Consider the following 20539-nt stretch of genomic DNA (forward strand, 5'->3'; position numbering starts at 1 on the left):
TAGGAGAGAATCAAGTGGAATCTATTCAAATTTTAGATGCAAAAAAACATGTTGGCGAAACCGTTCAAATCGGAGCATGGGTTGCTAACAAACGTTCTAGCGGCAAGATCGCCTTTTTACAACTTCGTGACGGAACAGCGTATTTTCAAGGAATCGTTGTAAAAAGTGAAGTAGGGGAAGAAGTTTTCCAATTAGCGAAAAATCTAAATCAGGAAACTGCCGTACTGGTCACTGGGGAAATCAGAGAAGACAGCCGCTCAAAATTCGGCTATGAAATTGGTATCTCTGGTTTAGAGGTTGTTGGGGAAAGCCATGATTACCCAATCACACCAAAAGAACACGGAACAGATTTCTTGATGGACCATCGTCATTTATGGTTGCGTTCCTCAAAACAACACGCCATCATGCAAATCCGAAACGAAATCATTCGGGCAACGTATGAATTTTTCAACAAGAATGGCTTCATCAAAATCGATCCACCGATCCTAACTGGATCAGCACCAGAAGGAACGACCGATTTATTTGAAACCAACTATTTCGATCAAAAAGCATATTTGTCTCAGTCTGGTCAATTGTACATGGAAGCTGCCGCTATGGCGTTTGGCAAAGTCTTTTCTTTTGGACCAACTTTCCGTGCCGAAAAATCAAAGACACGTCGTCACTTGATTGAATTTTGGATGATTGAACCAGAAATGGCCTTTATGCACCAAGAAGAAAGCTTGGAAGTCCAAGAGCAGTACGTGGCATTCTTAGTGCAAAATGTGCTCGATAACTGTGACTATGCATTAGACGTCTTAGGCCGTGACCGTGAAGTCTTGAAAAAATACACCAAATTACCATTCCCACGAATCTCTTACGATGATGCAGTGGCATTATTACAAAAGAACGGCTTCGATGATATTCAATGGGGCGATGACTTTGGCTCACCACATGAGACCTTTATTGCCAATTCATTCGATCAGCCCGTCTTTATCTTAAACTATCCAAAAGCCATCAAACCTTTCTATATGAAGCCACATCCAACGAGAGAAGATGTCGTGATCTGTGCCGATATGATCGCACCAGAAGGCTATGGCGAGATCATAGGCGGTTCTGAACGTGCTATCGATCATGAATACCTGCTAGAACAAATCCGCGCCCACGGCTTGGACGAAAATGAATATTCATGGTATTTAGATCTACGCAAGTACGGCTCAGTTCCTCACACCGGCTTTGGCCTTGGATTAGAACGGACCGTTACCTGGTTATCAGGAATCGAGCACGTAAGAGAATCCATTCCGTTTCCACGGTTGTTGAATCGGATTTATCCTTAGGAAAATGCAGATGGTTGGTAACTATTCAATCATCTGTTATTTTTTTATTTTGAAGTTTCATTTATGTTTCATTATTGGTAACAATATAACGGTTTTATTACAATTATTTTCTTTTAGATGAATATCGGGTAAAATGAAAGGTAGCGTAAAAAAAGAAAGGGATACTGTGATGAAATCATGGCTTCTTGCGAAAATTAAGCAAAGTTATTTATTCACAATTAAGCGATTTGCTAAAAAAAATAAGAAGCAGCATCAGCAAATTGTTTATTTACTAAGTTTTCCTAGTACAAGCAATTATATAATTGAGAAGTTGTTTCAGAAGTATCAAAAACGACTGACAATTTGTTATACAAAGAACGCAACTGATTTAGCAAGAACTTATCAAGAAAAAGGATGTCCAATATACTGTATCGATTCACAACTGGTTTTATTTAGACATATTGTTCCTTTATTGAAAAGCGCAAGAGTTATATTGTGCGATAACTATTTTGCTATATTAGGTGGGATTGACTTTTTACCCAAAACAAAAATAGTTCAACTATGGCATGCCAATGGAGCAATTAAAAAATTCGGTTTAGAAGCTCACTATGCTAAAAAAGCAACCCAGGCCGATCAAAAACGTTATAAGGATGTTTATCGTCGATATACCCACTATGTGGTAAGTTCACCTAAAATGGCGTCAATTTTTGAGAGAAGCTATCAACGTGAATTGACTTTTTTACCCTTTGGCTATCCACCAACGGATCAGTATTTTAAACGTGATGATGAAAAAATAAAAGAAATGAAAAAAATTTTTGGAGAAAAAAAATTGCTCCTCTACGCACCAACCTACAGGGAAGAACGAGGAGATTTTTTTATTGATTTTAACAGATTACTAACAGAGTTACCTGAGTGGAACATTCTTGTGCAACTTCATCCCCATGATTTAGAGCAGTTACAACATTTAAAAAAAATTGAAGGAATCATAACGAATTTTGAAGGCTACAAAATCCAAGATTTATTTCCGATAATCGACTGTTTAGTGACTGATTATTCTTCAATACCTTTTGAGTATAGTTTAAGCAACCCGAGTGGTATGATTTGCTATTTTTGTTATGATTATGATTTATATGATAAAACTGTTGGTATCCAAGATTGTTTCAAAAAACAAAAGAGCATAGCTAAAACACAAGATGAACTTGTCAGAATCATACAAAAGGGAACAAGTGATTTAAACCAATTCAACCAAGAATGGAACACATATGTTAAAGGGAATGCCATAGAACAACTAGTAGAGTGGGTGAACGCACAATATGAATACTGAAGTAATCATGGGATTACCTGTTGATCAGGTTACTTATCAAACTATTTTGGCAGAATTGCCTTTATATTTTGAGAATGGAAAGAAAATGACGGCAATTAGCATAAATCCACAAATAGCTGTTGACGCAAAAAAATATCCTGACATAGTAGAATTTATCAAACAAAGTACACATCGTATTCCCGATGGAATTGGAATAGTGCTAGTTTCCCAACTAACTGGTGGTAAAATTAAAGAACGCGTAGCTGGATTTGATTTAATGGTGAAATTTTTAGAATATGCTAATAATCATCAAAAAAGAGTTTTTTTTTATGGAGCGAAACCCGAAGTTTTATTTGATGCCATAGAAAATACTCGTGAATTATATCCTAACTTGACAATTACTGGTGGAATAGATGGTTACACTTCTTTATCAGAAGTGGAAGTAGTTGAAATGATTAATAGAGCAAAGCCAGACTTTCTCTTTGTAGCATTGGGATTTCCACGTCAAGAGCAATGGTTGGCTCGTAACACATCTCGCTTAAATGTTACTGTCCTACAAGATGTAGGAGGGAGTTTCGATGTTTTAAGCGGACGGGTAAAACGAGCGCCAAAAATGATTATAAACTTACATTTAGAGTGGCTTTATCGTTCGTTAAGTAATCCGAAACGGATTGGTCGGATTATTCAGTTGCCTATCTTTGTGGTGAAAAGTTTGTGGTGGAAGGTTAGAGGAGACGATTAAGTTATGACAAGAAAAATAGGAATAGTTGGTTATGATTTATTTGGTACAGGAGGAACAACTCGAAGTAATACAAATCTAATCAATGAATTTTTAGCAGATAATAAAGAAATTATCTATTTCAATTTATTACCTTTTTCTAGCCTGAAAGTGAAAAAAATAAAAAAATTATTTATTAATCCAGACAAAATTCAATTTTATCAGTTAAAAGATTTCTCAGAGAGTCAGGAAGCAGATACGTATATCATCACTCGAGAAAGCCTTTTTGTCTTTGCAAAAATAATTAAGGAAAAATTCCCTCAAGTAAAAGTGATTGGAGAAGTCCACACACCTCTGAGTTTAATTGATCCAGAAACCGATTTTGCACCTGATGCTATTGATACATATCGAGTAGCAACAGAAAAGATCAAACAAACACTAAAGGATAAATTTAAAGATAATAATATTGTTGTTTTTCCAGTAAGTATTCGTCATTTGGCAAATAAGATACAAAATAAAGATATCTCTTTGAAAAATATAAATTCGGAAGTCAATTTTTTAGTATATTCAAGATTTGATGAATCACAGAAAGATATAGCTTATAGTATTAAGTTAATGGATTATCTAGTTCACAGAGCAGGCAAAAATCATTATAAATTATATATAAATGGAACTGGAACCGGTGAAATTTTATATAAAAACTTAATTGAATTGTATCAATTAAGTGAGAATGTTTTCTTGAATCATAAAGTGCCTGAATATGGAATCTATTTGTCAACAGCTCGTTATGAAACTCTTGGTTATTCTATTATTGAAGCATTTATAGATGGCCGTCCAATCGTTTTATACAAAGGAGACGACAATTCACTAAAGGATATTTATTGTGGCTTCAAAAGTTTTTGTTGGTTAGAGAAGAACATAATAAAAGATGCACAAGAGATTATTCATTATGTAAACGAGAATTACTCTGAAAAGCTGCATTTGTTTAAACACGACATCCCTTTGGTTGAAGACCTGAGCCCCTTGGAAGATTATGGCAAGAAATATGAAGAAACAATTCTATCCGCGCCGCTAGTAAATAAGCAACGTTTCGAAGGTAAAACAGATAATCTATATCAAATGATTTATGATCAGAATAATCTAAGTAAAGATACATTTGCTCTTAAGATTTATCTTAGATTAAAAGAGATGAGGGTTATCGGACCTATTGTTTCTTCTGTGAAAACTAAAGAAATGTTAAAGAGATTGATGAGAAAAACAGAGGCAACTCCTACAAGTGATATACTGTTAAAGGGAAATCTGAGGGATGATTTTGTTTTTGTAGAATCTTTTCATGGCAAATCTTTCGCAGGTGATCCGAAATATCTTGCCATAGCGTTAAAGAAAAATTTTCCTGAGTACACGTTTTACGTTAGCTCAGTGAATGAATTAGTTGACATGGAAATATATTCTTACGGAATGATACCGGTGCGTCTAGGCGGAAAACAATATGTCACAAAGTTTAGAAAATCAAAGTTAGTGATATTGAACGGGAATTCGTTGGATAAAGCAGGCAAAGTAGAGGGCCAGATTTTTTTAGAAACTTGGCATGGTGTTCCTCTAAAAAAAATGGTTGCAGATTTAGTTGATTTTCGTCAAAGAGAAACTGAAGTATCCGCATTTATCCCAAGAATGAAAAAATGGAATTACTTGATTACTTCTTCTCCACGGAATTTAAAATTATTTGAAAGTGCTTTTCAATTAGAAAAAAACACGCAATTAAAAATTTTAAAAAGTGGCGCACCAAGAAATGCTTTTTTGATAAAAAATAAAGATAATACGGCATTAAAAAATAAGCTATTAGGGAAGTATTTTAATTATAATTTCGAGTTAGGGAAAAAATATATTTTGTATTGTCCAACTTGGAGAAAACAAAAAAGAGATGCTATCAGTCAACTTGATTTTATAAAAGTTTTAAATCAGTTGCCAAATGAATATGAACTAATTGTAAAATTGCATCCTTTAGAATCAGAGTTAATCAATTATTACAATAATTTAGATCCACGTATTCATTGTTTCTTTAATGAAATATCTGATATACAGGAATTATACTTAATAGCTGATATATTGATTACAGATTATTCATCTGCTATGTTTGATTTTGCTCACTTAGATAAAAAAATCATTATTTTACAAGAAGATGCTGTAGATTATGAGAATAGTATAGGTTGGTATTTTGATCTAGAAAAATTAACGGGCTTAATGGGACAATCATATACAGAAGAGGAACTTGCCTGTGAAATAAAGCATAATAACGAAAAATTATATAACCAGAAAATACTTCAGAATCTACTTTCGTGGGATGCGATTGATACCGAAAAAAATATAATAAAACAATTGATGATAAGGTGGAATAGTTAATGAAAGAGAAAATAGCAATATTATTACCATGTTACAATGAAGAAAAAACCATTGAGAAAGTTATCAAAGACTTTAAAAATGTTTTACCAGAGGCTGACATTTATGTTTATGATAATAATTCAAGCGATAATACTTTTGAAATAGCTAAAGCCGCAGGAGCAATTGTTCGTAAAGAATTTAAGCAAGGAAAAGGGAATGTAGTCCGATCCATGTTCCGAGACATTGATGCAGATTATTACATCATGGCAGATGGGGACGATACTTATCCAGCTGAAGAAGTTTTTAAACTATTAGCGCCACTTCAAGAAAAGCGCGCAGATATGACGATTGGTGACCGGTTATCAAATGGGACTTATGCAGAAGAAAATAAACGTGCTTTTCATGGGTTAGGCAATAGCTTGGTTAGAAGTTTAATTAATGGATTGTATAAAGCAAACTATCAAGATATTATGACAGGGTATCGAGGATTCAACAAGTTATTTGTTAAAAGCTTTCCTGTTTTAAGCCCAGGTTTTGAGATTGAAACAGAGTTAAGCATTCATTCTTTAGATAAACGTTTTAATTTAGTAGAAGTTCCTATTGAATATCGTGATCGACCAGAAGGTAGTGAATCCAAACTAAATACTTTCACTGATGGATTTAAGGTTCTGAAAACAATATTCAATCTATTTAAAGACTATAAACCATTAATTTTCTTTTCTTGGTGGGCGTTAATCTTCTTAATTTTTGGCTTAATTGCGGGAATTCCAGTTTTAAGTGAATTTTATAGAACAGGGTTAATCGATAAATTACCATCTGCAGTGCTAGCTGTCGGACTTGTTTTAATGGCTATGTTAGCATTTGTTTGTGGACTAATCTTAGATACAGTGGCTAGAAAGTCAAGGGCTCAATACGAAATGGATGTCTATCGTCTGTTATTTGAGTTAAAGAGGGAAGGGAAATAATTGCTAAACAGGACCTATTTTAAGTATTTCTTCTGGATGACTGCATCGGTATTATTCAGCATGATGCTTTTCCAAGATGTAAAAGTAATAATCGGAATGTCTGTAATTAATTTTATTCTATTGTTTTTTTTAAGTGATAGTGTAAAAAAAAGACCCTATAGTCGGTTGACCTATTTTTTTATATCTTTTCTTTTTGCAACAATCACTGGAATTAGTTTGATACCTTCAGAAATATTGACAACATTTAATCTAATATTTAGTATGCAAGGAATCTATTTATTGGGTACATTTGCTTATTTTCTTTGCTTTTTTTCCGTTTTGCAAGATTACTTATTAATTTCTCCCCAAGAAAATTCAAAAAGAAAAGTCACATCCTTTTGGGTATATACTTTAGCTTTTTTTGTTATGTCAAGTATTTATTTATATGCATATTATCCAGGAATATTTTTCCCGGATTCTATCAATCAATGGGATCAAATCCAGACAAGTAATGTACCATGGAATGATTGGCATCCAGTGGGGCACACATTTGTTATAATGGCTACTTCGTTAGGAAAATACCCAATAGGATTTATAGCATTTCAAATTGTTATTTATAGTTTGATTATGGCATATTTTTGTGATTTTATTAGAGAGTTTGTAGGAAGTAAATTTGCGACGATATCTTGTATCTTTTTTATAGCTATACCGATCTTTCCGTTAGCTAGTATATATATAGTTAAAGACTCTCTATTTACTTATACACTTTTATTAATTACCTTATACTTGGTAAGAATCATTATAAGCCAAGGAAAATGGCTAAATAAAATCTCAAATCTAGCTCTACTATATTTTACTTTATTAGGATTTGTTTTTTTTAGACATAATGGATGGCCGGCATTGCTTGTATCTACATTAGTATTTGCAGTATTTTTATTTAGAAAAAAATTTATTAAATTATTCGTCGTAATCGGATTAGTTGTTTTTAGCTATCAAGTTATCACGGGTCCTATTTATAATCACTTCAACGTTATTAGAAGTGATTCAACTGAATCTTTAGGAATTTTTGTTCAAATTTCCGCTGCTATTATCAAGAATGACGGGACTATATCTAAAGAGGAAATGACATATTTGGAAACATTGATGCCAAAAGAGGATTGGAAGAACCTATACCAACCGAATAATGTCGATAATATAAAATTTAAAGAACGATTTAAAAAGCAAGTAATAAAGGATGATCCTAAAAAATTTTTAGAAACAGTTCTTGGTCTCATAATTAGAAATCCTGGCTTAACATTAGAAGCATATATGAAGCAAACCGAAATTTTATGGCACGCAAACTTTTCTTTAGAACTGGATAATTTACGACCAATCTTTAGAAACCAGTTAAGCGGTCAACAAGGTCCTTTTTTCTTCATGACTAGAGAACAGAGAGAGGAAATTGATCCGGATTACGAAGGGTTAAATTTAGATGAAATAACTAAAGGGAATAACCGTGTGAGAAACCAATTGCTCGAGTTACAAAATTGGATTCTAAAAAGTAGACTTTATGTTTTATTAATGCCAGCTCTTTACTTTATTTTGTTTCTTTTTTCAATGGTTATGCTTATTGTCAAAAATAAAACAAAACTAATAATTGCTTTTATGCCGTATGTATTAGTAATGGGTACAATTTTTATTGCAATTCCTGCGCAAGATATTAGATATGCATTGCCTAATTTATTTGTCGGGATTTTAGGGCTAGCTACTGTAAAGGGACGATTCTCAGAAAGGGTGTCCGAAAATGCAGAAAACTAGCCAACGTATAGGAAGTTTTGATGTGTTGAAAATATTGGCAATTCTGGCTATCATAGTTCACCACTACGCGTTGTGGTCAGGATGGGATTTTTCCTCGGGTTTTCAGTTGAACAAATTAGCAGCTCAGACTTTATTGATTGGAGGAAAACTTGGAGTAAATATTTTTGTAATGATTACTGGATATTTTTTAATTTCTTCCATTCCTAAAATTAGAAGCTTATTTCAAATTTGGGTAGAAACAACGTTGATTTCGCTAATTATCTATTTCTTTTTAGTTTTTAATCCAGATATTAGTTTTCATTTTGAATGGAAAGAGTTTGTTTTCAGACTATTTCCAGTTGTTTTTGGGAAGTATTGGTTTGTTACCTCTTATACATTAATGTATTTTTGTATCCCCGCTATAAACAAATTAATGGTAAGTACGGATATAAAAAAAATAAAACAAGCTTTGATATTTTCTTTTATTATTTTAAGTCCATATACGTTTATTTATTATAATAAAGGATTAAATTTCTCTCATCCAGTGTGGTTTCTTTTTTTATATGCCATCGGTGCTTATATAAAATTGAACGAGGAAAATATTAAAAAAATTAAAATGGTTCCTTTATTTACAATGAATATTTTGATGTTGGCTATAGGGATTGGAATTAATATTAGTTTACAGATTATTTTTGCAAACAAGGATAGTTTTTTTGGAAATGTTTTTACTGCTTTGGGATGGAATGAGACAATTTTTTATACACGTGATTCTAGTCCGTATTTATTGATATTCGCAGTGCTTATCTTTGTATTTTTCCTAAAATTACAAATTAGACCACGAAAGATATATTCATTTGTCGCAAGAGCTTCTTTTGGAGTTTATTTGATTCAGAGTAGCCAATGGTTTAGCACTGAATATTTATGGCCTATACTTGTGAACGGCAGTCAATTTGATTCGGGTAAAAATATTGTGTTGTATGGATTTTTCATTTCTATACTTATATTCCTTACGGGAATTGTCATCTATATCGTTTTAATACCTGTAATAAATGTGGTGATGCATTTATTTTCTACACCACTTCATCATCTTCAAGAAAAAGTATTTGGTACAAAGGAGAAAAAAAATGGATTTTAAAGGCATACTTAAAAACTTCAGTAGGAATATGCTAAATGAAGAATTCTCGAGAAGAACTCAGTTCACTAAAAATTACAATAGAAACAAGGTGAAAAGCAATATTGTTTTTTATGAGTCTTTTCATGGAAAAGCGATGAATGATAATCCATTTGCGATATTTAAATATTTAGTAAATAGTAATGAGTATAATCATTTAATTCATGTTTGGTCTTTGAACGATGTAACAGATAATGAATACGTAAAGTATTACAGTAAGTTTAAAAATGTCAAATTTGTAACACCTTATACGAAGGATTACTATTACTATTTAACGGTAGCAAAATATATCTACAGTAATGTTACTTTGCCACCTTATTACATCAAAAACGAAGGCCAAGTATATGTAAATACTTGGCATGGAACTCCCTTAAAAACATTAGGAAAAGAAATGGCTGGTAATGTTGCTCAGAACTACAATGTTCAAAGGAATTTTTTGCAAAGTGATTTTTTACTATCCCCAAATACGTTTACTACAGATAAAATGGTATACTCCTATGATATCGATGGCATTTACAAGGGTAAAGTGTTAGAAAATGGGTATCCCAGAATAGATAGTATTTTCAGTAAAAGTGAAGTTGTGAAAAACTTTCTAGAAAAAAATAAGATTGATCTAAATAAAGAGTTAGTTTTATATGCGCCGACTTGGAGAGGAATTACTGGTCGAGTACAAGATACAACGACGGATATGGTTGAACGATTGAACGCGATCTCTCAGGGGATTTCTGGAAGTAATAAACAGTTTATTGTTAAAGTACATCCTTTAGTTTATCAATTTATAAAAGAGATTCCCTTAGATGATATCTTTCTAGTACCAGATTGGATTGATGCCAATGAATTACTTCACTTTGTAGATATTTTAATTACTGATTACAGTAGTATTTTCTTTGATTACTTGGTTACAGATAAACCAATTTTGTTTTATATGTATGATAAAGAAGAATATGAGCACTCAAGAGGTCTATATTTCGATTTAAATGAAATGCCTGGAGAAATTTGTACTACAACGAAAAAATTAGTGGATTCTATTTTGTCGGCAGATAATGAAAAATTTCATGCTAATCCGAATGTAACTATTTTTAAGGAAAAATATATTTCTCACGAGGACGGTCACGTAACAGAGAAGTATATAAACTTTATAATGAACGGGAATAAGGCTGTTAATGTTCGCTCTTTTGATAATCACAAACCGAATGTTGTTGTATATGGCGGAGGGCTATTAAATAATGGGATTACCTCTTCTTTAATTAATCTAAGTAAAAATTTTGATTATGATAAGTACAATTTAATCATTGTTGATAAAAACAAGGTTAACCAAGAATTTGAGGCAAATATTGATAGATTATCGGAGAAAGCACATGTTGTCTATAGAAATAATGGGTTAAGCCTTACTTATTCAGAGTGGATTAAGTATAATAGATTATTTAACCGTTCTTCTGTAGAAGATATCAAAACACATCAGATATTTGTAGCTAGAGAATGGAAACGGCTTTTGGGGAATACTCAAGTTGATAGAGCTATTGATTTTGGCGGATACGCTCCGTTCTGGTCATATATGATGGCATTTTCTAAAGCGAAAAGAAAAATTATTTATCAGCATAATGACATGCAGGCAGAGTTTGATAAAGTTGTAGAAGGTCGATACGTTCATAAGAAAAATTTAACCACTATTTTCGAATTCTATAAATACTTTGATTATATTGCATCCGTTGGTAAACTTACAATGGAACAGAACAAAAAAAATCTTTCGAAATTTGTTTCAAATGACAAATTTGTTTATGTTCCAAATTTATTGGATAAGGAATACCTTTTCGATCATCGAAATAATCCCCAACTATCAATCAAAGAGGTTCTAGGGGAAGAAAAGTTAATTATTGAAGAAGCTAGTGAGTTTGGAAGAAATATGTTAGTAGGAGTGACTGCTCCTACTAAGAATGCCAAAAACTTTGTGACAATTGGTCGGTTATCTCCTGAAAAAGATCAAGAAAAACTATTGTTTGCTTTTAAAGAAATTATGATGCAATCAAATGATCAGCACCAGCTTTATATTATTGGTTCTGGAAAAGAAGAGAAAAAACTTAAGACCACAGCATATGTATTGGGCTTAGAAAAAAATGTTATTTTTGTAGGGCAAACCGTACATGCAATGGAGATACTAGATAAGTGTGATTTATTCGTCTTTCCTTCAAATCACGAAGGACAACCAATGACTTTGCTAGAATGTCTAGCACTTCAAATTCCAGTTGTTGCAACGGATATTCCAGGAAATATTTCTGTTTTGGAAGATCAAAATGGAATGATAGTGGACAATAGTGTTGAGGGGCTAGTGGGCGGTATGAATCGCTATTTGGCTGGAGAAAAAATTCCTTCATCATTAAATGTGGATCAATACAATCAAGACGCATTAAATCGCTTCTATGCATTGATTGAATAGAATAATACTCATAAATCACTGATTGGTATAACTAACTATGTAACAGCATATACTAAGTAGTATGGTATGTATAACTACTGAATTTAACCTGAGACAGAATAGAGTTTTTCTGTCTTAGGTTTTTATGTAGAGTTGTTTGAAAGAGTGTTCATTAAATTACCAATTTGAAAGGAATTTAGAAATAAAATCCCAGACAGTCATAGATTGCAGATGAATTTATATAAAATAAATTATTTAGAATCTATAGCCTTGATTTGTTTTATGGTACAATTTAAAAAGTAAGCATCTAATAGGATTATCAAATTTAGTTTTAATTATTCAAGGAGGTATTATGAAAAAAGTACTTATAAAATTACTAAAAGTATGTATGTTCGTAGCTATACTAATGCTCCCTACTAATGCTCATGCGGATGATATATTTGACTCAAATATTCTTAATGATGAAATCACTGCATTATTAAGGAGTCAGAGAAACTCGCAGATTATTAGTAAAAACTACCCATTTCTTAAAATTCAAAAAGACTATTCTGGTAATTTTGATAAGATGAACTATCAAGATGGATATGCTTTGCCTACTGGTGTTGTCATACATGAAACTGCAAATTCAAACTCTACAATCCAAAATGAGATTGCATATATGAAAAGAAATTGGCAAAATGCTTTTGTGCATGCTTTTGTTGATCATAATAATATTATTGAGATCCATCCTACAGACTATTACAGTTGGGGGGCCGGTCGACAAGCTAATCCCAAATTTATTCAAATAGAATTGGTGCGAGTTTCTAGTTCAAATTTTGATCGATCTGTATATAACGACGCTTTTTATACAGCATATATGTTAAAAAAATATAATTTGTTTCCAGATAATGCTCATAGTGATGGGAAAGGAACTATTTGGAGTCACGATGCAGTTACTAGGTTTTTAGGAGGAACGGATCATACTGATCCTGTGGGATACTTTAGTGCAAATAATTATTCAATGTATGATTTCTATGAATTAGTTGTTTATATATATAACAAGATTGGTGGGTCTGTTGCTACGAAGATAGAAAATATAAATAACGATGCTTTAGTGACTGGTACCGGGTACATTTTTTCTGAACCTCAAGGTAATATTGATTCTAAAATAACTGGGAATATTAGCAGTTATGCTAATAAAAAACTAAATGCAATTCGAGAAGTTACTATGCCAGGCAACAGTAAATATTATTTAGTTAAAGAGGGATCTAATTATTTAGGCTGGGTAGCTGAAAAGAATATAAAATTATATGGCAAAGTATTATCGAGTAAAACATTAGATAACGATGCTACAATAAAAGATCTTAAATATTCGGGCATCTATAATGTTCCTTGGAATACGCCTGGTTATACAAAAATTGGCGATCTATCAAATTATAATGGTCAAAAATTAACAGTGATTGAAGAAGCATCGACTGCGACAGATAAGTACTATAAATTTAAAGACTCAAATGGGACGATTGTTGGCTGGGTTGATTATAGAACCCTTACTTTATATGACAAAATTCTTTCTAGTAAGACTTTGGACCAATATAGCAAAGTACAAGTAACCAAGTATGATGGTATTTATGCAGGCCCATGGAATACGTATGGAGCAACACGAATCGGTAATACGAGCGCCTACGTGAATAAAGATGTGAAGCTAATTAACTATGCGAAGACGTCAAGTGGTGAATATTATCAATTCCAAACAGTAGATGGTAGTATGACTGCATGGGCTGATATTCGAAACTTCAAGATGTACGATACGATCATCGAACAAAAAGCAATGAATCAATATAGTAAAGTACAAGCAACCAAGTATGATGGTATTTATGCAGGCCCATGGAATACGTATGGAGCAACACGAATCGGTAATACGAGCGCCTACGTGAATAAAGATGTGAAGCTAATTAACTATGCGAAGACGGCAAGTGGTGAATATTATCAATTCCAAACAGTAGATGGTAGTATGACTGCATGGGCTGATATTCGAAACTTCAAGATGTACGATACGATCATCGAACAAAAAGCAATGAATCAATATAGTAAAGTACAAGCAACCAAGTATGATGGTATTTATGCAGGCCCATGGAATACGTATGGAGCAACACGAATCGGTAATACGAGCGCCTACGTGAATAAAGATGTGAAGCTAATTAACTATGCGAAGACGGCAAGTGGTGAATACTATCAATTCCAAACAGTAGATGGTAGTATGACTGCATGGGCTGATATTCGAAACTTCAAGATGTATGATACGATCATCGAACAAAAAGCAATGAATCAATATAGTAAAGTACAAGCAACCAAGTATGATGGTATTTATGCAGGCCCATGGAATACGTATGGAGCAACACGAATCGGTAATACGAGCGCCTACGTGAATAAAGATGTGAAGCTAATTAACTATGCGAAGACGTCAAGTGGTGAATATTATCAATTCCAAACAGTAGATGGTAGTATGACTGCATGGGCTGATATTCGAAACTTCAAGATGTACGATACGATCATCGAACAAAAAGCAATGAATCAATATAGTAAAGTACAAGCAACCAAGTATGATGGTATTTATGCAGGTCCATGGAATACGTATGGAGCAACACGAATCGGTAATACGAGCGCCTATGTGAATAAAGATGTGAAGATAATTAACTATGCGAAGACGTCAAGTGGTGAATACTATCAATTCCAAACAGTAGATGGTAGTATGACTGCATGGGCTGATATTCGAAACTTCATTGGATTAAAAGCTGTTCCATCTGTAAGTGAACAGCCACAGACTGAGGAAACAACTACTACATCTAAAGACAGTGTAAAAGAAACAAAAGATTCATCAGAAGCAATACCAGAAACTAGTCCAAGTATCTCTGAAGAATCTAGTATGATGGATTCGAGTAGTATAGTCTTTTCTTCGGAGGATAAAGAATAAGTTTTACTAGCTTTAGAACGAACAATCGTAATTGTTTTCTTTCTTGAATCAAAATAGATCATAAGATGGAGACAACGCTTTTGGTTCATATAACATTTAAAAAATGTGTTTAATTACAAAGTTTCATGGTGATTTGAGTGAAATAATAAATTTTAAAAGGTATTAATGATCAAACACAAATGGGAATAAGTTGTTTATCGAAAAGAGATTCAGTGATATCGTAAAGTTTATTAAATCGAACGGTAAAATTGATTCCACTCCTCCTAACTTTCGTGTATAATGGTACAAGCCAGTATTACGAAAGTTAGGAGGAGTTGTTTTGAGTAAACAACATCCAGAGGATAAGTCCTTTAAAGATGAAGTATTAGGAGCTTTAAAGCAACCTCAATCAGATCAAACCCAAGAAAGCGATGGTTTGAACGAGCGTCCTATTCAACAACCTCAAGAAGAGGTGGGTTCGCGAACTGCAAGTGGAAAGACCAAAAATAAACAAGCAAAGCAAGCTGCTACAAGTCGTAGGGCAGCAGCAGAAGAAGTGCCCATAGCTGAAGGTGGGGAAACGCAATTGCGCAAGCAGCAACGCAAAAAAGAAGATCGGATTGTCAATCGGATCGTTTTGATCGTAGTCCTTGCTCTGCTCGTCATCGGTGGTGTTTTAGGATTTTCAATGTATCGTTATGTGACATCAGGATTGCAGCCGTTGAATCCAGAAGATACAGAAACGGTGGCGGTTGAGATTCCTAGTGGATCGTCCAACAAAGCAATTGGAGAAATTTTGGAAGAAGACAATATCATTAAAAGTGGTATGATTTTTAACTATTATACGAAATTCAATAATTTAACTGGATTTCAAGCAGGAAATTATCATTTTTCTCCTAGTATGACATTGGATCAAATCTCAAAGATGCTGCAAAATGGCGAAGGCTCGGTCACCTCTGATGCAAAAGTGACGATTCCAGAAGGATTTGATGTTGATCAAATCGGTGATGCTCTAGCGGAAGCGACGAATATCTCGAAAGACGATTTCCTAGCTTTGATGGAAAGTGACGAGTTCTTTGAAAAAATGAAAGAAACCTATCCTGAGCTTTTAGCAAGTGCCGGCGATGCGCAAGGTGTGCGTTACCGACTAGAAGGATACTTGTTCCCAGCAACTTACGACTACTATACAGGGAATACCCTAGAAGAAGTCGTTACCCAAATGGTGGATAAATCAAATTCAGTCTTGTCAAAATATTTCGATCAAATCGCTCAAAAAGAAATGACGGTTCAAGAAGTCCTTACTTTGGCATCACTTGTTGAAAAAGAGGGCAGTAAGCTAGAAGATCGTAAAAATATCGCACAGGTATTCTTCAATCGTTTAGCGATTGATATGCCGCTGCAATCGGATATTTCGATTCTATATGCGTTAGGTGAGCACAAAGAGCTAGTTACTTATGAGGACACCCAAGTTGACTCTCCTTATAATCTCTATGTGCATACTGGCTACGGACCTGGACCATTCAACAATCCAAGTGAAGCAGCGATCCAAGCGGTCTTAGATCCAACACCGAACAACTACTATTATTTCGTTGCTGACATTCAAACCCAAGAAGTTTACTTTGCGGAAACCTATGAACAGCATATGCAATTAGTGGAACAATATGTAAACAATACCTCAAATTAAATTTTCATAGGTTTATAGTTTACATTTAAAAAAAAGCATGGTAATCTTTTGTGGACTCATCGCAAAAGATTACCTTTTGCGATTTATTAGAAGTTACTAAAAGGAGAAAAGAACTATGGTAGAAAAAGTTTACCCAATGACACTTGAAGGAAAAGAAAAGCTAGAACAAGAATTAGAAGAATTGAAAACGGTAAAACGCGGCGAAATCATTGAACGTATCAAGGTAGCCCGCAGTTTTGGCGATTTATCCGAAAACTCAGAGTATGAGTCTGCTAAAGATGAACAAGCGTTTGTCGAAGGCCGAATCACTACTTTAGAAAATATGATTCGTTTTGCAGAGATCATTGATAATGAGGGTGTTGACTCTGATGAAGTTTCCATCGGAAAAACAGTGATTTTTGTTGAGTTGCCTGATGGTGACGAAGAAGAGTACATGATCGTCGGTAGTGCTGAAGCAGATCCGTTTTCTGGTAAAATTTCCAATGATTCACCAATCGCTCGTGCCTTGATTGGGAAAAAAGTCAACGATGAAGTGACGATCTCAACGCCAGGCGGAGATATGCAAGTAAGAATCACAGAAGTAAAGAAAAGCTAATTGCTTGATCACTCGATCAATCTAGTTGACCCTGTTGTTCATTCTCCTTTAGGGAATTTGATCAAACAGGGTCTTTTTTCGGACCAGCGACGGATGGACAAACCATTTTTTTCAGGTATGATAGAGTAGAATTACTAGGAGGAGGAGCTTGAATGAAAAGTCCTTGGCGTTTTTTCTTTATTGTTGAAGCGCTCTTACTGCTTTTTGCGGTATGGCAAATTTTATCTAATCCGCCATTATTATTTTTATTAATACTTGGTGTGACGTGCTTGGTCCTTGTGAACCGAAGTGAGCGCAAGAGCAATTTTAAAAATTTCTTGATGGTCTCAAGTTCCATTGCTATTTTGATCAGTTTGTTAAATAGTCCAGCACTGTGGCTGATGCTGATTTTTGCGATTTTATTTATTGGTTTAAAAGGAGTCGAGATTACCGGAATCGACTTAACTAAAAATTCATTCTGGCGCAAAAAACAAATGATTATCGTTGAAACTGAAGAACCCAAAGCTGATCATCCACTGAAACAAAAGCAGCAATGGTTAGGCAATGAACGGATCGGCAGTCAAGTCTATGAATGGGACGATATCAATTTAGATATCTTGACTGGGGACACTTTCATCGATCTAGGCAACACTTTATTGCCTAAGAAAGAAAACGTCGTGATCGTACGAAAAGGCTTTGGCAGAACTCGTATTTTAGTGCCTGCTGGTATAGCAATCAAATTAGAGCACAGTACTTTTATTGGCTCCGTTATCTTTGAAGGCGAAGAAACGAGCTTGAAAAATGAAAAAGTGACGATCTACAGCCCGGATTATGGCGAAAATAGTCGGCGTTTGAAAATCTTGACGAATACCCTTGTTGGTGATGTTGAGGTGATTCGGGTATGATCGGGAAATTTTCAAGAGGCATGATCGCTTTTTATGCAGGATTAGCAAGTTTTTTCACCATGATTTTGATGCTGTTTTCCTATTTGTATGCCAGTGGGAAAAATAATTGGCTGATAGAAGTCTTTCAAATCAAGCTCTTCTTTATCCCAATCGTCTTTCACTTACTTGTAATATCTGCATTGATTGCTTTAGCTATCTTTTTACTGATTTCTTTTTTTCGCAACCGTCAATACGGTCCGGTGGAAGAAAAGTTAAGACTGTTAGCCAGCGGCTATATCGATAGCCCTTTATTGGAAACAAAAATCCCCCATGCGTCTGAAAACCACTTGATTGCGAATGTGGATCGTGACATTGCCAGTATCCAATCGAAGATGAAACAGATGTCGATGGAATTACAGCAATTGAATGCGAAACCGCAGTTTGTTGATGGTCAGACGAAAGAAGAGATTTTAGAAGCAGAAAGGCAGCGTCTGGCTCGTGAATTGCACGACTCTGTTTCTCAACAGCTGTTTGCCGCCATGATGATGATGTCTGCACTAAATGAGCAAGCGATTCGAACAGATGCGCCAGAAAGCCAAAAGAAACAGTTAGCTATGGTCACAGACATTATCAATGCTTCGCAATCTGAAATGCGGGCGCTCTTGCTTCATCTACGACCTGTTACTTTGGAAGGGAAGAGTCTAAAGCAAGGAATCGAGCAATTGTTAAAAGAATTAGAAACCAAAATCAAAATTCTATTGACTTGGGATATTGAAGACTTTACGATGCCTAGTTCGATTGAAGATCAACTCTTTCGTGTGATCCAAGAACTCTTATCTAATACACTGCGTCACGCCAAGGCCAATGAGTTGGAAGTTTACTTGCATCGCATTGATAATAACGTGTTGTTGCGGGTGATCGATGACGGTGTTGGCTTTGATCCACAAGATCAAAAGGCCGGCAGCTATGGTTTGATGAATATCCGAGAACGGGTAAGTGCCGTTGGCGGAACGTTGAAAATTATTAGTTTTAAAAATCAAGGAACCAGTATTGAAATTAAAGTTCCACTGTTGAAGGAGGCATAAGGTATGATTAAAGTGTTGTTAGTTGATGACCATGAAATGGTTCGTCTTGGGGTTTCTTCTTATCTATCGATTCAAGACGATATAGAAGTAATTGGGGAAGCGGAAAATGGTCGAGTCGGGTATGAAAAGGCATTGGAATTACGTCCAGATGTGATTTTGATGGATTTGGTGATGGATGAAATGGATGGGATCGAATCTACGAAATTGATTTTAAATGATTGGCCCGAAGCAAAAATCATTATTGTCACTAGTTTTATTGATGACGAAAAAGTCTATCCTGCTATTGAAGCGGGTGCGGCAGGTTACCTGTTAAAGACGTCTACTGCTCATGAGATTGCGGAAGCCATTCGTGCAACCCAGCGAGGAGAGCGGGTCTTAGAACCCGAAGTCACCACGAAAATGATGGATCGTTTGACGAATCGGACACCGATCCTACATGAAGATTTGACCAATCGGGAACAAGAAGTGTTACTGTTGATCGCCGAAGGAAAGAGCAACCAAGAGATTGCGGATTCACTCTTCATTACGCTGAAAACAGTGAAGACACATGTGTCAAATATCTTATCAAAATTAGAAGTAGAAGATCGTACACAAGCTACGATATATGCTTTTAAACATGGTTTGATAAAATAAAGTCTTAATAATCATACCTCCTCATGGCAAGCAGAGGAGGTTTTTGTTATACTAAATTATGATCTGGTAAAAAAGGAGCGTTTGTGGTGAAGCAAAATTATGCAATAATCGGTCTGGGCCGTTTTGGTGGCAGTATTTGTCGCACGTTGATTGAATCTGGACAAGAAGTACTGGCGATCGATAGCAACGAAGATCGTGTCAATGAGTATATGAATATCGCCACCCATGCGGTGGTCGGCAACGCACAAGATGAGATGACGTTACGCTCATTGGGTATCCGTAACTTTGACCATGTCATTGTTGCGATTGGTGAGGATATTCAAGCTAGTATTTTGGTGACCTTGATGGTCAAAGAAATGGGTGTTCCTAATATCTTAGCGAAAGCCCAAAACGAATACCATGCCCGTGTACTGGAAAAACTCGGCGCAGACCGTGTCGTTCATCCCGAACGTGACATGGGGATTCGCATCGCCCATAATCTTGTTTCCAAAAATATTTTAGATTATATTGAACTATCTGACGAATTTTCTCTAGCAGAGATTCGCGTGTCCAATCCACGCTTTTTCAATAAATCCCTGATTGAGCTGAATTTTCGACAAAAATATGGTCTGACAGTCGTTGCGATTCGTCGGGGACCAGGACAAGTGATCGTTTCGCCTGATGCAGAGGCGATCGTGCGTGAAAATGACAATTTACTCGTGATCGGCAATACAGATGATGTAGATATACTTGATGAACATATGAATGATTAGGA

General features: G+C 34.8%; 15 protein-coding genes. All 15 read left to right on the top strand.

All coding sequences use genetic code 11. The features are described 5' to 3' along the window. Nucleotides 1-14: 14 nt before the first annotated feature. The 15 genes from asnS (at nt 15) to IGJ05_RS00810 (ending at nt 20537) form a co-directional block, all read left to right on the top strand. A complete protein-coding gene (gene asnS, locus IGJ05_RS00740) occupies nt 15-1313 on the top strand; it encodes an asparagine--tRNA ligase (protein WP_005229504.1) in 1299 nt (432 codons plus the stop codon). A gap of 169 nt (nt 1314-1482) precedes the next feature. Beyond that, on the top strand, nt 1483-2616 hold the full coding sequence (locus IGJ05_RS00745; RefSeq protein WP_266167323.1) for a CDP-glycerol glycerophosphotransferase family protein: 1134 nt from the start codon (nt 1483-1485) through the stop codon (nt 2614-2616). Further along, on the top strand, nt 2606-3337 hold the full coding sequence (locus IGJ05_RS00750; RefSeq protein WP_225001416.1) for a WecB/TagA/CpsF family glycosyltransferase: 732 nt from the start codon (nt 2606-2608) through the stop codon (nt 3335-3337). The genes IGJ05_RS00745 and IGJ05_RS00750 overlap by 11 nt, the downstream gene beginning before the upstream one ends. A gap of 3 nt (nt 3338-3340) precedes the next feature. Next, nucleotides 3341-5713 carry a CDP-glycerol glycerophosphotransferase family protein gene (locus tag IGJ05_RS00755; RefSeq protein ID WP_225001415.1) on the top strand — a complete coding sequence of 791 codons (2373 nt, stop codon included), beginning with the start codon at nt 3341-3343 and terminating at the stop codon, nt 5711-5713. Continuing rightward, a complete protein-coding gene (locus IGJ05_RS00760) occupies nt 5713-6657 on the top strand; it encodes a glycosyltransferase family 2 protein (protein WP_086338063.1) in 945 nt (314 codons plus the stop codon). Before IGJ05_RS00755 ends, IGJ05_RS00760 begins: the two co-directional genes overlap by 1 nt. 279 nt (nt 6658-6936) lie before the next feature. Then, entirely contained in the window at nt 6937-8433 is a 1497-nt protein-coding gene (locus IGJ05_RS00765) for a DUF6020 family protein (RefSeq protein ID WP_225001414.1), read from the top strand. Beyond that, nucleotides 8420-9547 (top strand): acyltransferase family protein, encoded by a 1128-nt coding sequence (locus IGJ05_RS00770; protein WP_225001413.1) that lies wholly within the window; start codon nt 8420-8422, stop codon nt 9545-9547. The genes IGJ05_RS00765 and IGJ05_RS00770 overlap by 14 nt, the downstream gene beginning before the upstream one ends. Then, the gene (locus IGJ05_RS00775) at nt 9537-12017 is read left to right on the top strand and encodes a glycosyltransferase (RefSeq protein WP_225001412.1); all 2481 of its coding nucleotides are present in this window, start codon (nt 9537-9539) and stop codon (nt 12015-12017) included. Before IGJ05_RS00770 ends, IGJ05_RS00775 begins: the two co-directional genes overlap by 11 nt. Nucleotides 12018-12348: 331 nt before the next feature. Beyond that, nucleotides 12349-14946, top strand: a complete 2598-nt coding sequence (locus IGJ05_RS00780; protein WP_438724980.1) for a GW domain-containing glycosaminoglycan-binding protein — start codon at nt 12349-12351, stop codon at nt 14944-14946. Between the two features lie 319 nt (nt 14947-15265). After that, nucleotides 15266-16609, top strand: a complete 1344-nt coding sequence (gene mltG / locus IGJ05_RS00785) for an endolytic transglycosylase MltG (RefSeq protein WP_015510027.1) — start codon at nt 15266-15268, stop codon at nt 16607-16609. A 115-nt stretch (nt 16610-16724) separates the two neighbouring features. Next, nucleotides 16725-17204, top strand: a complete 480-nt coding sequence (gene greA / locus IGJ05_RS00790; RefSeq protein ID WP_005229556.1) for a transcription elongation factor GreA — start codon at nt 16725-16727, stop codon at nt 17202-17204. 152 nt (nt 17205-17356) lie between these two features. Beyond that, complete coding sequence (gene liaF, locus IGJ05_RS00795) at nt 17357-18088, top strand: cell wall-active antibiotics response protein LiaF (RefSeq protein WP_010749367.1); 732 nt, start codon at nt 17357-17359, stop codon at nt 18086-18088. Beyond that, nucleotides 18085-19152, top strand: coding sequence for a sensor histidine kinase (locus IGJ05_RS00800; protein WP_081117280.1), 1068 nt, complete (start codon nt 18085-18087; stop codon nt 19150-19152). The genes liaF and IGJ05_RS00800 overlap by 4 nt, the downstream gene beginning before the upstream one ends. Before the next feature lie 3 nt (nt 19153-19155). Next, a complete protein-coding gene (locus tag IGJ05_RS00805) occupies nt 19156-19785 on the top strand; it encodes a response regulator transcription factor (RefSeq protein WP_005236913.1) in 630 nt (209 codons plus the stop codon). Between the two features lie 86 nt (nt 19786-19871). Then, nucleotides 19872-20537 carry a potassium channel family protein gene (locus tag IGJ05_RS00810; protein WP_005229566.1) on the top strand — a complete coding sequence of 222 codons (666 nt, stop codon included), beginning with the start codon at nt 19872-19874 and terminating at the stop codon, nt 20535-20537. Nucleotides 20538-20539 lie beyond the last annotated feature (2 nt).

Origin of the sequence: Enterococcus sp. AZ167, from assembly GCF_051714025.1 — a bacterium.
GTDB classification, from domain to species: Bacteria; Bacillota; Bacilli; order Lactobacillales; family Enterococcaceae; genus Enterococcus_D; species Enterococcus_D casseliflavus.